This is a genomic window from Saccharothrix sp. NBAS 001 (genome assembly GCF_056640475.1).
This window is the reverse complement of sequence record NZ_CM153251.1, coordinates 3,029,589-3,043,434: the sequence shown is the minus strand read 5'-3', so window position 1 is coordinate 3,043,434 and position 13,846 is coordinate 3,029,589. Positions and strand designations below refer to the sequence as shown.

The 13,846-nt window shown below is 73.9% G+C and carries 14 protein-coding genes; 8 read left to right on the top strand and 6 right to left on the bottom strand.

What is annotated here, in order from left to right:
• Positions 1 to 177 precede the first annotated feature (177 nt).
• Positions 178 to 1,152 carry a GNAT family N-acetyltransferase gene (locus AC0HI0_RS12905; RefSeq protein ID WP_480932564.1) on the top strand — a complete coding sequence of 325 codons (975 nt, stop codon included), beginning with the start codon at positions 178 to 180 and terminating at the stop codon, positions 1,150 to 1,152.
• 184 nt (positions 1,153 to 1,336) lie between these two features.
• Here the strand turns inward: AC0HI0_RS12905 and AC0HI0_RS12900 are convergent, their stop codons facing one another.
• Complete coding sequence (locus AC0HI0_RS12900) at positions 1,337 to 1,996, bottom strand: GntR family transcriptional regulator (RefSeq protein ID WP_480932563.1); 660 nt, start codon at positions 1,994 to 1,996, stop codon at positions 1,337 to 1,339.
• A gap of 113 nt (positions 1,997 to 2,109) precedes the next feature.
• On the opposite strand from AC0HI0_RS12900, the gene AC0HI0_RS12895 reads away from it, so the two are divergent.
• The 6 genes from AC0HI0_RS12895 to AC0HI0_RS12870 all read left to right on the top strand — a co-directional run bounded on the left by AC0HI0_RS12895 (position 2,110) and on the right by AC0HI0_RS12870 (position 8,054).
• The gene (locus AC0HI0_RS12895) at positions 2,110 to 2,871 is read left to right on the top strand and encodes a sulfite exporter TauE/SafE family protein (protein WP_480932562.1); all 762 of its coding nucleotides are present in this window, start codon (positions 2,110 to 2,112) and stop codon (positions 2,869 to 2,871) included.
• Positions 2,861 to 4,207 carry an amidohydrolase family protein gene (locus tag AC0HI0_RS12890; RefSeq protein ID WP_480932561.1) on the top strand — a complete coding sequence of 449 codons (1,347 nt, stop codon included), beginning with the start codon at positions 2,861 to 2,863 and terminating at the stop codon, positions 4,205 to 4,207. The genes AC0HI0_RS12895 and AC0HI0_RS12890 overlap by 11 nt, the downstream gene beginning before the upstream one ends.
• Before the next feature lie 41 nt (positions 4,208 to 4,248).
• Positions 4,249 to 5,493 (top strand): MFS transporter, encoded by a 1,245-nt coding sequence (locus tag AC0HI0_RS12885; RefSeq protein ID WP_480932560.1) that lies wholly within the window; start codon positions 4,249 to 4,251, stop codon positions 5,491 to 5,493.
• On the top strand, positions 5,490 to 6,197 hold the full coding sequence (locus tag AC0HI0_RS12880; protein ID WP_480932559.1) for a fumarylacetoacetate hydrolase family protein: 708 nt from the start codon (positions 5,490 to 5,492) through the stop codon (positions 6,195 to 6,197). Before AC0HI0_RS12885 ends, AC0HI0_RS12880 begins: the two co-directional genes overlap by 4 nt.
• On the top strand, positions 6,184 to 7,083 hold the full coding sequence (locus AC0HI0_RS12875; RefSeq protein WP_480932558.1) for a polysaccharide deacetylase family protein: 900 nt from the start codon (positions 6,184 to 6,186) through the stop codon (positions 7,081 to 7,083). The genes AC0HI0_RS12880 and AC0HI0_RS12875 overlap by 14 nt, the downstream gene beginning before the upstream one ends.
• Before the next feature lie 152 nt (positions 7,084 to 7,235).
• Positions 7,236 to 8,054 carry a DUF1345 domain-containing protein gene (locus AC0HI0_RS12870; RefSeq protein WP_480932557.1) on the top strand — a complete coding sequence of 273 codons (819 nt, stop codon included), beginning with the start codon at positions 7,236 to 7,238 and terminating at the stop codon, positions 8,052 to 8,054.
• A gap of 117 nt (positions 8,055 to 8,171) precedes the next feature.
• Here AC0HI0_RS12870 and AC0HI0_RS12865 read toward each other — a convergent pair whose 3' ends face one another.
• The 3 genes from AC0HI0_RS12865 to AC0HI0_RS12855 form a co-directional block, all read right to left on the bottom strand.
• Entirely contained in the window at positions 8,172 to 8,441 is a 270-nt protein-coding gene (locus tag AC0HI0_RS12865) for a hypothetical protein (protein ID WP_480932556.1), read from the bottom strand.
• Positions 8,442 to 8,858: 417 nt separating this feature from the next.
• Complete coding sequence (locus tag AC0HI0_RS12860; RefSeq protein WP_480932555.1) at positions 8,859 to 10,151, bottom strand: hemolysin family protein; 1,293 nt, start codon at positions 10,149 to 10,151, stop codon at positions 8,859 to 8,861.
• A 72-nt stretch (positions 10,152 to 10,223) separates the two neighbouring features.
• Positions 10,224 to 10,400 (bottom strand): hypothetical protein, encoded by a 177-nt coding sequence (locus AC0HI0_RS12855; RefSeq protein WP_480932554.1) that lies wholly within the window; start codon positions 10,398 to 10,400, stop codon positions 10,224 to 10,226.
• A 150-nt stretch (positions 10,401 to 10,550) separates the two neighbouring features.
• Here AC0HI0_RS12855 and AC0HI0_RS12850 point away from each other — a divergent pair, with 150 nt between their 5' ends.
• Positions 10,551 to 11,555, top strand: coding sequence for a glycosyltransferase (locus AC0HI0_RS12850; RefSeq protein WP_480932553.1), 1,005 nt, complete (start codon positions 10,551 to 10,553; stop codon positions 11,553 to 11,555).
• 21 nt (positions 11,556 to 11,576) lie between these two features.
• Here the strand turns inward: AC0HI0_RS12850 and AC0HI0_RS12845 are convergent, their stop codons facing one another.
• On the bottom strand, positions 11,577 to 11,930 hold the full coding sequence (locus AC0HI0_RS12845; RefSeq protein ID WP_480934295.1) for a F0F1 ATP synthase subunit A: 354 nt from the start codon (positions 11,928 to 11,930) through the stop codon (positions 11,577 to 11,579).
• Positions 11,931 to 12,420: 490 nt separating this feature from the next.
• Positions 12,421 to 13,488: a DUF6745 domain-containing protein gene (locus AC0HI0_RS12840; RefSeq protein ID WP_480932552.1), complete on the bottom strand. Its 1,068-nt coding sequence runs from the start codon at positions 13,486 to 13,488 to the stop codon at positions 12,421 to 12,423.
• Positions 13,489 to 13,846: the final 358 nt, after the last annotated feature.

Sequence of the window (13,846 nt, the reverse complement as noted above, 5' to 3'; positions counted from 1 at the left end):
TGTGACTGCCCCGAGTGGGTGGTGCTGAGCCATTCGGCGTCGCGCAATCCGTCGAATGGCGGTCTCCGGCGCTGCCGGCGACGGGGGAGCGCCGCACCCGGTCCGGTCCGCGACACCGCCCGGGACGTCGGGATATTCCGTGGCGTCGGCCAAGTGGGGTGAAATACGGTCCGCCGCATGCGCGAAGAGTCCACCTCCCTCACGTGGCGACCGCTCACCCGTGAGGACGCCAGGGTGTCGGCGGATCTCCTCAACGCCATCGAGACCGTCGACCGGATCGGCGAGAACTACACCGAGGAGGACACCCTCCAGGAACTGGTCGACCCCTACGCGGACCTGGACCGGGCGAGCCTGGCGGCCTTCGACGGCGAGGTGCTGGTCGGGTTCATGAAGGTCCGCCACAAGCCGGTCGCGGCGCAGGTGCACCGGGTCTTCCTGGACGGCGGGGTCCACCCCGACCACCGCCGCCGGGGCATCGGCACGGTGCTGGTGGAGGCCGGGGTGGCGGCGGCGAAGGTGGTGCACGCGCTGCACCACCCGGCGTCGAAGCTCGTGGTCGACGTCCACAAGGCCGAGCACATCGCCGGCGTGCCGGAACTCGCGCGCTCGCAGGGCTTCCGGCCGGCCCGCTACTTCCAGCGGATGGAACGCCCGCTCGGCGGCGGCCTCGCCGACCCGGTGATCCCCGAGGGGCTGCGGGTCGAGGCGTGGTCGGAGGACAACGACGAGGACTTCCGGTCGGTGCGCAACCAGGCGTACCAGGACTACTGGGGCGCCGCGCCGATGCCCGTCGACGCCTGGCGCAACAAGATCACCAACCAGACGTTCCGGCCGGAGACCAGTTTCCTGCTGCGGGAGGTGGCGGACGGGACTCCGGTGGGCGTGCTGGTGACCATGTCCTGGGAGGCGGACACCGCGGCGACGGGCATCCGCGACGCGCACTTCATGGTGATCGGAACGGTCCGGGAGTACCGCGGGCGCGGCGTCGCGAGCTGCCTCGTCGGGCACGCGCTGCGGACGGCCGCCGAGCAGGGCTACGACCGCGCCGGCCTGAGCGCGGACTCGGCGGACCCCTCGGGTGCGTCCGGGATCTTCGAGCGGGCCGGCTTCGAGCCCGGCATGCGGTACGTGCGCTGGGCTCTCGAAGTCTGACGCGGCACGGGGTTCCCGGCGGCGACCGGGAACCCCGCCGGGCGCCTCCGGGTGTGCGGGTGGTCGTCCCCGAGGTCGGACCAGGTCAAGATCGACTGCCGGGGCAGGTCGCGCAGGCGCTCGACCACTCCGTTCCGGCTCGCGGACTCGGCGAAGGCACCGACCCGCCCTTCCGGAGTACGCGTCAGTGGGCGGCGCGGTAGACGCGCATGGCCGCTCGGATGTGGTCTTCCGCGGCTTGGCGCGCGGCGTGCTCGTCGCCGTCGACGATGGCCTGGCAGATCTGCCGGTGCTGGTCCAGGACCGTCGTCGCCCAGTCCGCCTCGGACAGGTTGGAGACGGTCGAGACCGCGATCCGGTCCCACACGCGGTGCAGGGCGTCTTCGAGGAAGGTGTTGCCGGGGATCTGGCCGAACGCCCGGTGGAACGCCATGTTGGCGCGGGCGGAGCGCTTCGGGTCGCCGGCGGCCACGGCGTCCGCCACCTCGTCGGCGGCGTCCTGGACGGCGCGGATGACGGCGGGTGCGATCCGGCCGGCCGCCTGGGCGCGGGCCGCCTGCGCCGCCGCGAGCCCTTCGAGGACGGCGCGCACCTCGTAGATGTGCTCGATCTCGTCGGTGCCCAGCGTCGCGACGGCGACGCCGCGCGTGGTCGGCACGACCAGCTTGTCCGCCTGGAGACGGCCCAGCGCCTCGCGCACGGGTGTGCGGCTCACGCCCAGCTCTTGCGCGAGGGCGGCCTCCATCAGTCGTTCGCCCGGTGCCAGGTCGCCGTCGGCGAAGCGACCGCGCAACGTGGCGTACACGGAGTCTGCGCTGCTCGACGCTGCGTCACGAGTTCCCACGCAGTCAGCATACAGTGCATGCAAAACCGTCGGACCAGCCTTGACCATGCAGTGCATGCAATGCATGCTTTGTCCCGGCCGGGTGCCCCCGGCCGTCGAGGAGGTGGTGATCGGTGGGCGGGCTGTGGACCTGGGTGGTGCTGTCGGTGGTCGGGCTGCTCGCCGGGGCCGCCAACGCGGTCGCCGGCGGCGGCTCGATGATCTCGTTCCCGGTGCTGCTGGCCATGGGCATCCCGCCGGTCACCGCGAACGTCACCAACTCGGTGGCGGCGGTGCCCGGCTACCTCGGCGGTGCGCTGGGCTACCGGCGGGAACTGGCCGGCCAGCGCGCGCGGGTCGGGCGGCTCGCCCCGGTCAGCGTCGTCGGCGCGGTCGGGGGCGCGGCCACCCTGCTGACCGTGAGCGCGGAGGTCTTCCGGGCCGTCGTGCCGTGGCTGCTGTTCGCCGCCGCGCTGCTGCTGGCCGCGCAGCCCCGGATCGTCGCCCGGTCGGCCCGCCGGACCGGGCCGCCCGGTCGGCCGGTGGTGCTGTGCGCCCAGTTCGCGGTGGCGTTCTACGGCGGGTTCTTCGTCGCGGGGCTCGGCATCGTCATGCTCGCCGCGCTCGGGTTGCTGCTGGACGACACGACGCAGCGGCTCAACGCGCTCAAGAGCGTGCTGTCGCTGGTCGTCGGCACGGTGTCGGCCGCCGCGTTCGCGGTCTTCACCGCCGTGGCCTGGGGCCCGGCGGCGGTGCTGGCCGTGACGGGACTGGTCGGCGGGCGGCTCGGCGTGCTGGCGGCCCGCCGCATCCCGCCGGACGCACTCCGCTGGACGGTCGCCGCCTGGGGCGGGGCCGCCGCCATCGCACTGGAGGTAAGCAGGCATGTTTCCTGAACCCGATCTGCCCGCGCGCGCGGACCTGGTCGTCACCGGCCTCACCGCGGTGACGATGGATCCCGGCCTGGGAGACCTCGCGGACGCCACCGTCGTGGTCGAGTCCGGCGTGATCACCGCCGTCACGACCGGACCGGTGCCGGAGGTCCCGCCCGGCGCGCGGGTGGTCGACGGACGCGGGCTGATCGCGTTGCCCGGCTTCGTGGACACGCACTGGCACCTGTGGAACAGCCTGCTGCGCGGCACCGTCGGCGACGCGCCCGGCCGCGACTACTTCGCCGTCAAGCGCGGGCTCGGGCCCCACCACGACGTCGAGGACTTCTACTGGGCGGCGCGGTTCGCACTCGCCGAGGCGGTGACGGCGGGCATCACCACCGTGCACAACTGGGACCACAACGTCCGGTCGCCCGAGGACGCCGACGTCAACGTCCGCGCGCAGCTCGACGCCGGCGTGCGCGGCCGGTTCTCCTACGGCCCGCGCGATTCCACGCCCGCCGCCGAGCCGATGGACCTGGCCGACCTGCACCGGATCGCCGAGCGCTGGCCCGCCGACCGGTTGGACGGCCTGCTGGACTTCGGCGTGGCGTTGCGCGGCCCGTACCGCACGCCCGAGCCGGTCTACCGCCGGGAGTGGGCGACCGCGCGCGGGCTGGGCCTGCCGATCACCATGCACTGCGACCGCTGCCTGCGCGAGGACGGCTGCCGCTCGTGCGGCCTGACCCGGCTGGCCGACGAAGGTCTGCTGGGGCCGGACGTGCAGGTGGTGCACGCCGTGCACGCCTCGGCCGACGACGTCGCCGCGCTCGCCGCCACCGGCACCCGCGTCTCGCTGAGCCCGATCACCGAGCTGCGGACGATGGGCTTCCCGCTGGTGGGCGAGTTGCTGGAGGCCGGGGTCGCGGTCTCGCTGTCCACCGACACCTTGGCGATGCCCACCGCGCCCGACGTGCTCACCACGCTGCGGGCCGTGGAAGCCGTCGAAGCCGCCCGCCGCCGGTCCGCGCCCACGCCGCGCCGGCTGCTGGAGATGGCGACCATCGACGGCGCGCGCGACCTGGGGATCGACCGGGTCACCGGCTCGATCACCCCCGGCAAGCGGGCCGACCTGCTGCTGTTCGACGCCGCCGCGGCCAACCTCCGCCCGGCCGGCGACCTCGCCGAGGCGCTCGTCCGGCAGGGCCGCGCCACCGACCTCGCCACCGTCGTGGTCGACGGCCGCGTGCTGTTCGAGGACGGCCGGCTCGTCCAGCCGTCGGCCCGCGCCGCGGTGGCCGGGGCCGACGAGCGCCGTGACGCACTCGTCGCCCGCGCCCGCGCGGCGGGCGCGTGGGACTGACCCCCTCCGACCCCGGTTCGACGAAGAATGGGCGTGAAGAGATGACCACCAGCTCCGCACGGACGGGCCCCGCCGCGGGACCCGTCGCACCCCGCGCCGCGATCGCGATGTTCGGGCTGCTCCTGCTGGCCTACTCGGTGAACGCGATGGACCGCATGGTCTTCCCCGTGCTGCTGCCCGAGATCAGGGCCGAGTACGGGTTCGACCTCGACCTGTCCGGGCTCCAGGCGACGATGTTCGCGCTGGGCATGGGGATCACCGGCATCCCCGCCGGGATCGCGCTGGCCCGCTTCGGCCGCAAGGTCCCGATCGTCGTGGGCACGGTGGCCTTCTCCGTCGCGACGATCATGACGGTGGCGAGTTCCGGGTTCGCCGACATGCTGTTCTGGCGGGTGCTCTCCGGCGTGGGGGAGGCGTTGCAGCTCGCCGCGATCATCACCGTGGCGGCCGGGGCGTTCCCCCGGCACCGGGGGCTGGCGATCGGCTCGGTGAACATGGCCTTCGCGCTGGGGTCGGTCGTGGGGCCGGTGGTCGCGGCGAACCTGTTGGTGGAGCACGGGACCTGGCGCTCCCCGATGATCGTGTTCGGGGTGCTCGGCCTGGCCGTGACGGTCGCCGTCGGGCTGGCCGTGCCCCGCCGGTTCACCGAGGCCAGGAGCGTGCGGACCGAGGTGCACCACGTCGGCGGCGCGCCGTCGCTGCTGCGCCGCAACCCGGTGCTGCTGGCCTCGGTGACCGTCCTTTTCGGACTCGCCGACTTCGCCTACATCGGCCTGTACGCGACCTACCTGCGCGAGGAGGTCGGTTTCACGCCCGGCCAGGCGGGGCTCGCGGTCGGCCTGTCCGGCCTGGCCGCGTTCGCCTCCCCGCTCGGCGGGTACCTCACCGACCGGCTCGACCCCCGGCTGTGCCTGGGACTGGTCAGCGCGCTCACCGCCGGGGCCGGCGCGGCGCTGTTCCTCGGCCCGCCGGAACCGGCCTGGCACGCGGCGTTCTCGTTCCTGTTCGGCCTCTTCGCCAGCAGCGGCTGCTACGTCGTGCTCGCCGGGCTGCTGGTCAAGTCGGTGCACCCGGACGTCGCCGCGCACGCCTCCGGCGCGTTCATCACCTGCGTCTACCTCGCCGCGGGCGTCGCCGGGTACGTGTTCAGCCGGTTCGTCGGGGCGCTCGGCTGGACCGGCGCCGGCCTCGTGCAGATCGTCGGCTTCTCGGCGGCGGGCGCGCTGCTGGCGATGTTCCTGCGCCCCTCCCTGTTCAGCGCCACCGCCGCGAAGGAGATCCCGTGACACTGCTGTTCGCCCCACCGACCGCGTCGCTGCCGGTGGTCGGCTCCGCCGACCGGTTCCCGGTGCGCCGGGTCTACTGCGTCGGGCGCAACTACGTCGACCACATCCGGGAGATGAAGGAGGGCAGCGAACGCGACGACCCGTTCTTCTTCCAGAAACCCGCCGACGCGGTCGTCGGCGACGGGGCGCGGGTGCCCTACCCGCCCCGCACCGCCGACCTCCAGTTCGAGGGCGAACTGGTCGTCGCGATCGGCGCGGAAGGAGCGGACGTCCCGGTCGCCCGCGCGCCGGACCTCGTGCTCGGCTACGCCGCCGGGATCGACCTGACCCGCCGCGACCGGCAGCGCGACTGCCGCGAGCGGCAGATCTCCTGGGAGGCGGGCAAGGCGTTCGACGCCTCCGCGCCGTGCGGGCCGATCACCCGCCGCGAGGACGCCGGCGACGTCGCCGGGGCGAGCCTGCGGCTGTCGGTCAACGGCGGGATCCGCCAGCACACCCGGATCGCGCTGCTGATCTGGGACGTCGCCGAGATCATCGCCCACCTGTCCGCCGACTACCGGCTCATGCCCGGCGACCTGGTCTACACCGGCACCCCGGCGGGCGTCGGCGCGATCGGCCCCGGCGACGTCGTCCGCGTCGACGTGGACGGCCTGGCACCCCTGTCCGTCACCATCACCGAGAGCGGGAACCGTGAAACCCACTGAGCGCATCGACTACGACCCGATCGAAGGACGCCCGGCGCTGCGGCTGCCGGGCGGGGCCCGGGTCGCCGTGTGGCTGATCGTCAACGTCGAGGAGTGGTCGGACGTCGAACCGATGCCGCGCACCGTGCTCACCCCGCCCGCCGGCGGCGTGCCGACGCCCGACGTGCCGAACTGGGCGTGGCACGAGTACGGCAACCGGGTCGGGTTCTGGCGGGTGCTGCGCGTCCTGGACCGGCACGAGGTGCCCGTCGTGTTCGCCGTCAACGGCTCGGCCATCGCCGCCTACCCGCAGATCACCGAGGCGGCGCGGCGCAGGCGGTGGGAGTTCATCGGCCACGGCTTCACCCAGAAGAACATGCAGAAGGTGCCCGACGAGCGGCACGACGTCCGACGCACCCGCGACGCGATCACCGCCGCGACCGGCCACCCGCCCCGGGGCTGGCTCGGTCCGGGCCTGACCGAGACGTGGGAGACCCCCGACCTCCTGGTGGAGGAGGGCTACGAGTACGTCTGCGACTGGGTGCTCGACGACCAGCCCACCCGCCTGCGCACCCGCACCGGCCCGATCGTGAACGTGCCGTACACCCAGGAGTGCAACGACGTGGCGATGATGCTGATCCAGCACCACACCGCCGAGGAGTACCGGCGGCGCGCGGTCGACCAGTTCGACCAGCTCCTCGCCGACGCGCGGGCCGACGACTCCGCGCGGGTCATGGCGCTGGTCGTGCACCCCTACATCATGGGCGCCCCGCACCGGCTCAAGTACCTGGACCAGGCGCTCGACCACATCCGGGGGCACGACGAGGCGCTGTTCTGCACCGGCGGGCAGATCCTCGACTGGTACACCGCCGCACAGCCGGTCGAGCCGTCCGGGAGCGGGGGGTGAGCGCGGCTCGGGCGGTCACCGCCCCTGCTTTCACGATCGGGTGACACCGGGCCGGTCGGGCGTGCGGGGGCGTCCGACCGGCCTGTCCGGTCTGGTGGACCTGCCCCGGTGTGGTCGGTTTTCGGCCCCTGTCGGCGAATCGCGCGAGGTCGGTGTCCTGGAGTAGCTTCGTCGGCACTCGCGGCGACCAGGCGCGGGCACCGGACGACGAGTGGTGGCGCGATGCGGCGAGGTGCGGTGGGGGCCGGGCGGGTGCCCGGGAGCGGGCGGCCGGCGGGCGGTGGCCGTTGAGCGGGCAGCAGGCCCCGTCCGGCCTGCCGCAGGGCCCGCCGCCCGACCGCGCGATCAAGGCCCGGGTCCAGGTCGGGGTGGCGATCGCGGCCGGGGCGCTGGTCGGCGTCCTGTCCGCCTTCACCGGCTGGTCCGAACTCGCCCCGCTGATCGGCTGGGACGTCGCGACGCTGGTCTACCTGACGTGGGTGTGGGCGTCCATCCGGCACGCCGACCCCGAGCGGACCGCCCAGCGCGCGGTGAACATCGACCCCAACCGGCCGGTGACCGACGTCCTGCTGCTGACGGCGTCCGTGGCGAGCCTGGGCGCGGTGGCCCTCGTGCTGGCGCGCGCCGGGCAGAGCACCGGCGCCGAGCAGAACCTCCAAGTGGGCCTGGGCGTGCTGTCGGTCGTCCTGTCGTGGGCGGTGGTGCACACGATCTTCACGTTGCAGTACGCCCGGCTCTACTACGCCGACGACGACGGCGGCGTGGACTTCAACCAGCCCGAACCCCCGGACTACGGCGACTTCGCCTACCTGGCCTTCACCATCGGCATGACGTTCCAGGTGTCGGACACGACGTTGACCTCCAAGGACTTCCGCCGCACGGCGCTGCGGCACGCCCTGCTGTCCTACCTGTTCGGCACCGGGCTGCTCGCCACCACGATCAACCTGGTGGCCGGCATCACCAGCAGGTGACGCCGCGCCCGGCCCCGGTCGACGCGCCAACGGGCGGCTCCCGCTCGGGAAGCCGCCCGTCGTGCCCTTGAGGCCAGGTCGCGGTGCGCCTGGCGCGGGCCGCGTCAGCAGAGCTGGTCAGTCGTGGTCGTGGCCACCGTCGTGACCGTCGTGGCCCGGCGCGTGGGCGTGGGTGTGCTCCACCCAGTCCACGTCGACGTCCACTGTGGAGATCTGGTTGAAGGAGTCGTCGATCCAGGTGAGGTTGTTGGTCGTGTGCGTGTTGGTGACCGTGTTCTCGTCGCCGAAGACGACGGTGCCGGTGTCGGCCTGCGCGGCCGTGCCGGACAGCGCGAACGCGGCGAGGGACGCCGGGACGATCAGCAGGGCTCGACGGATGATCGACATACTGTGCTCCTTGTGAGATCGGGGCGCTCCACTGGCGCCTGACCTCGACGTTAGGCCGCTGCCCGATCACTATCAGGTACTCCGCGACCCACATACAGGGGTAACCCGCAGTCGCCGCCGACGGTGGTCGCGGACGCCTCCGGGGCGGTGATCGGGTGCCGCGCCCGGCCCGTCCGGACCTCCTGGACCGCCGCCGCGCGAACGCCTCTGACCTGCGGTTCGTCCCGGCGGCCGTGAGGCGGCGGCGCGGCGGTCCAGAGTGGACTCCGAGCGCCGCGCGCGGCCGGCCGGGGCGGTCGGGCGGCGGTTAAACGCGAATCGGGGACATCCCCGCTGCCAGGTGACCGGGCCGGGGGATCCGGGCACCACCGGTAGTCGCCGCCGTCCGGTCGCGCCGGCCCGGTCCGGCCTCCGGTCTCAGCCCCGGTCGGTGCCGTCGTCCGCCCGGTCCCGCTGTCGCCGCAGGCGGACCGAGGTGATCGCGTGGTGCGCCACGGCCAGCACCTCGATCCGCCAGCCCGACACGGTCACCGCCTCGCCCGGCCGGTCGGGGATCTCGCCGAGCACCGCCAGCACGAGGCCGGCGATCGTGGCGTAGTCGACCTCCGGCGCGTCCGGCAGCTCCACGCCCAGGTCGACCAGGTTGTGCACCGGGAAGGTGCCCGGCAGCAGCAGCGAGCCGTCCGCCGCCGTCCGCACGGCCGCCACGTCCCGATCGGTCTCGTCGTAGATCTCGCCGACGATCTCCTCCAGCAGGTCCTCCAAGGTCACGATGCCGGCGACCGCGCCGTGCTCGTCGACCACCAGCGCCAGCTGCTCGCGCTCCGCCTTGAACCGGCGCAGCGCGTCGGAGACCCGCACCGAGTCGGGCAGCATCATCGCCGGCCGCGCCCGCCCGGCGACGGTCCCCGCGTCGCCGAGCAGGTCGCGCAGGTGGACCACGCCCACCACGTCGTCCAGGTGCCCGCCCCGGGCGACGGGAGCGCGGGAGTGGCCCGACCGCGCCAGCTCGGCCCGCGCCGAGGCCACGTCCGACTCGGCGGTCAGCGTCTCCACCGCGCGCCTGGGCACGAGCACCTCGCGCAACCGCCGCTCGTGGATCTCCAGCGCGCCGTTGATGATCAGGCGCTGCTCGGCGTTGAGGCCGCGCTGCGCCGAGACCAGCTCGCGGAGTTCCTCCGGCGTCATCTCTCCCGACTGGGCCTCGGGTTTCCCGCCGAACAGGCGCACCACCACGTCCGTCGACGCGCTCAACGCCCACACGACCGGGCGCGAGACCACCGACACCACGTCCAGCGGCCGGGCGACCAGCCGCGCCCACCGCTGCGGGTGCCGCATCGCCAGCCGCTTGGGGGCCAGCTCCCCGAACACCAGGGTCACGAACGTCAGCACGACGGTGACCAGCGCGACCGCCGTCGCGTCGGCCGCGCCGTCGAGGAAGGACAGCAGCGGCGTGATCGGCGCGGCCAGCGACACCGCGGCCGTCGCCGAGGCCAGGAAGCCGGCCAGCGTGATGCCGATCTGGATGGTCGCCAGGAACCGGTTCGGGTCGCGGGCCAGCCGGACCAGGGTCCGCGCCCGCCCGTCGCGCTCCAGCGCCCGCAACTGCCCTTCCCGCAGCGAGATCAGCGCCATCTCGCTGCCCGAGAACACCGCGTTGACCAGCACCAGCACCGCGACCAGCGCGAGGTTGAACCCGTACCCGTCCACACCCGTCTCCGCATCCCCGACCGGACCACCACCGGACGAACCACACCCGCGCCGGGCGGTCCCGGCCCGCCGTCAGCGCGCGGGCGACGGCCCGCGAGATCGCGCGAAGCCGGGTCGGCGCACGTCCGGGCGGTCCCCGCCGGCCGTCGCGGCACCGTCCACATCGGTCACTGCGCCGTCTGGCGGCGCGGGCGCGCGGCGGTCCGCGACGGGTGCGGTGATCTCCCCGGGGTACGAGTCGTCGCTCATGCGCCCGGGTTACCCGAGCCGGTCGCCGCCACACCCCGCCGCCCTCGGCCGGCGGGCGGTCGGGTTGCGGCACCGCAGCGGGTCGGTAGTGTCGGGTCCGCACGGTTCAGCCAGCAGCCGCTGCCTTTTCTCTCGGAGAAAGGTGCGCGAATGCGGATCGCCATGGTCACCTCCAACGAGTACGACCTGCCCGTCGTCGATCTCTCCGACGCTCTCGTCCATTCCGGCCACCGGGTCGTCGTGCACCGCGCGCGGACCCCGTCGGACGAAGGAGGCCCGCAGCGCCAGTTGGAGTCGTTCGCGGCCGTCCTGCGCGAGACGTGGGCCGCCGAGCCGCCGGACGTCGTGCACGCCCACCGCTGGACCTCGGGGCTGGCCGCGTTGTTCGCCGCGCGCCCGTTGGGCATCCCGGTGGTGCACACGTTCCAGGAGGCCGCCCACGGGCCGGCCGAGCGGATCGACGTCGAGCGCGCCGTCTGCCGCAGCGCCGCCCGGGTGGTCGCCACCTCGGGCGACGAGCTGCCGGCCTTGCTGCGCCTGGGCGTGCAGCGGGCCAAGATCGCGGTGGTGCCCTACGGCGTGGACTGGCAGCGCTTCACACCGGACGGGGCACGTGCGCCGCGCGGCGCGGCCCACCGGATCGTCACCGCGGCGGCCAACGGGGTGCCCCGGGAACTCGTCGCCGCCCTGGGCGCGTTGCCGGACGCGGAGTTGGTGGTGCTCGACGGCAGGGCGCAGGTCGACGAGCACGCCACCCGGGCGGGTGTGGCCGACCGGGTGGTGCGGCTGACCGCGGTTCCCGACGACCTGCCCGCGTTGCTGCGGTCGGCCGACATCGTCGTGTGCGGGCCGTGGTGCGACCGGCCGACGATCCTGGCCATGCAGGCGATGGCCTGCGGGGTGGCGGTGGTCTCCACCACCGGCGGCGCGGGCCCGTCGGACGTCGTCGTGCACCGCGTCACCGGGTTGATCCCCGTGCAGCGCGCGCCCGGCGGGCTGGTCCGCGTGCTGCACGGGCTCCTGGCCGACCACGCCCGGAGGGAGTCCTACGCCCACGCCGGGATCGACCGGGTCCAGGCCCAGTACGGCCTCGACCGCGTCGCCGACGACATCGCCGACGTGTACGCCTCGGCGATCCGCCGCGACCTGTCCTGAGCCCGCCGGCCGCGCGGCGGGTCAGTGCTCGGCGGCGAGCGCGCGGCCGATGTAGTGCGCGCTGAGCGTGGCGAAGATGTGGGCCTGGAGCACCTGGATCAGCGCCTCCAGCAGGGTGATCCCGATGGCCGGCGCGAAGCTGATCAGCGAAACGGGTTTCAGCAGCGGTCCGGCCTGGAGGAGCAGGAATTCCCCGCCGAGCACGAACACGACCACCAGCAGGTGGCCCGCGAACATCGCGGCGAACACCCGGACGGCCAGGTCGACCGGGTCGAAGAAGAACTTGAGGATGATCTCGGTCGGGATCAGCAGGAACCAGAGCACCGGTTTCGGCTCGCCCGGGTAGATGGACTGGTTGCGCAGGTAGCCGCGCAGACCGTGCCGCCGATCTGCTCCCGCGCGATGGTGTTCCGGATCGGCCGCCGGCCGCGCGTTCCTGCCGGCGGCGCACCAGCCACCGGCCGGGCGCGACGCCGTTGCCGCCGTGCTCCGGGTGCACCAGGTAGGCGGGCGCGGTGTTCTCGAAGATCACCACGCCGAGGGCGAGCGGGTCGTGGACGTTGCCGGTCCACCGGCACGTGCCGGGGTCGGCGACGAGGGTGTGCGGGTTGTTGCCCGCGTTGCCGCGCACCAGTTCCACGCCCTCGGGCGGGACGTCCTGCCAGGGGTTCGAGCCCCAGGGGGCCACGGACACGGTGGGCACCGGCGCGAGCGGGACGATGATCAGGTCCCCCCTGGGCCTGGAGGCCGTCGACCACCGGGATGGCGATCGAGCGTTCCAGGTGGTCGAGGGCGTCCAGTCGGGTGCGGTCGAGCAGTTCTGCGAGGTTCACGGAGTCACCTGTGGTGTGTGGGGGAGCGGGGGTCAGGTCCGGCGGAGCAGCCCGGCGTACTGGGCTCCGGTGAGCCCGTACGTCCAGCCGGCGGCGTCCACCGGGTCTTCGAACCAGGGCGGCACGCGCAGGCCGTAGCGGCGGCGGGTGCCGTCGCGCTCCGGCGAGCCGTTCAGCGCGACCAGCAGCCTGCTCTGCGCGCCGCGCCACCCGGACAGGTCGTAGAGGCGCAGCTCGCCGCCGGGGTTGCCGGGGTCGGGTGCGCGGGCCGACAGGGCGAGCCCGGCCCGGTCGAGGTAGGCGTCCCAACCGATGCGCGCGATCGCGCACCGCCGCACCTCGACGTTGCCCTCGGCCGCGATGAGTTCCGGCGTGGGGTCGTCGATCACCCACGACGGCACGCGGGTGCCGTGCCACACGTGCACCGACCACCCGTCCCGGAACACGGCGGCCGGCCCGGTGTCGTGGTGCAGCCGGACGCCGTCGTCCAGCGGTTCGGTGTGCGGCTCGGCGGGCCGTTCGACCATCACGCACACGTCGTCGCGCGGCCACCACCAGCCGCACGACCGCGTGATGGCGGCCCACAGGTCCAGTTCCGCGCCGTCGACCGGGCGGTACCGGACCCGGTGGCGGTGCACGTCGTAGTGCGCCACCCAGGCGGCTTCCTGCCGGCCGTAGCAGGGTGTGCCGATCCGGTCGGGCAGCGCGCCGCGCAGGTGCCCGGCGACCGACCCCACCACCGACCGGTGCAGCGGGTGGTAGACCGGCAGGTGTTCCCGGCGGGGGTCGTCGGTGGCGCGGTCGAGCCGGGCGCGCAGCGCGGAGACCCGGTTGGCGAGGTCGTGCTGCGCGGACCGCCACGCCGGGTCCGGCGGCGGGGTGTCGGCCAGGGCCGCCACGCCCAGCGCGGGCGAGTCGACCCGGACGAAGGTCGGCGGTGGCCGGTCGAGCAGCGCGTAGAGGCCGGTGACGGCGGCTTCGGCGGTGGCGCGGTCGGCGGGATCGGTGCGCAGGGCGTGGCCGAGCAACTCGGTGCGCAGCGCGAACACGGGATCGGGTTCCGGGGAGACGCGGGGTCGAGGCCCGCGGGGAGCGCTCACCGCGCGAGGGCGTCGATGCCCTTTCGTCCTGACATGGTCGGGATGATCGCAGCCGGACGGGTGGTCCCGCAAGCCTCGCCGCGCGTTCTAGTGCTGCGTCACGCAGCCATGGTCGGGTAATCGGTCCAGGTGTGGATGGGTGAGTCGGTGGGGAAGCCGGTCTTGGGTTTCGCGGATCGCCCGACGCAACCGCACCGGGTCCTTCGCGGTCCGACCGATCCGGGCCGACTTCCGGCCCTCCTCCATGGACAACGGCCGGACGAACACCTCCGGACGACGACCCACGACCACCTCCCGCACTCGACATGGAGGACCGGCCTGGCCGGTCGGACGACCAAGCCGATTGCCGGGTCGACGT

Bases quoted from the DNA above. Each gene is read 5' to 3' on its own strand.
- AC0HI0_RS12905 (WP_480932564.1), top strand. From the start codon at position 178: ATGCGCGAAGAGTCCACCTCCCTCACGTGGCGACCGCTCACCCGTGAG.
- AC0HI0_RS12890 (WP_480932561.1), top strand. From the start codon at position 2,861: ATGTTTCCTGAACCCGATCTGCCCGCGCGCGCGGACCTGGTCGTCACC.
- AC0HI0_RS12885 (WP_480932560.1), top strand. From the start codon at position 4,249: ATGACCACCAGCTCCGCACGGACGGGCCCCGCCGCGGGACCCGTCGCA.
- AC0HI0_RS12865 (WP_480932556.1), bottom strand. From the start codon at position 8,441: ATGTCGATCATCCGTCGAGCCCTGCTGATCGTCCCGGCGTCCCTCGCC.
- AC0HI0_RS12855 (WP_480932554.1), bottom strand. From the start codon at position 10,400: ATGAGCGACGACTCGTACCCCGGGGAGATCACCGCACCCGTCGCGGAC.
- AC0HI0_RS12850 (WP_480932553.1), top strand. From the start codon at position 10,551: ATGCGGATCGCCATGGTCACCTCCAACGAGTACGACCTGCCCGTCGTC.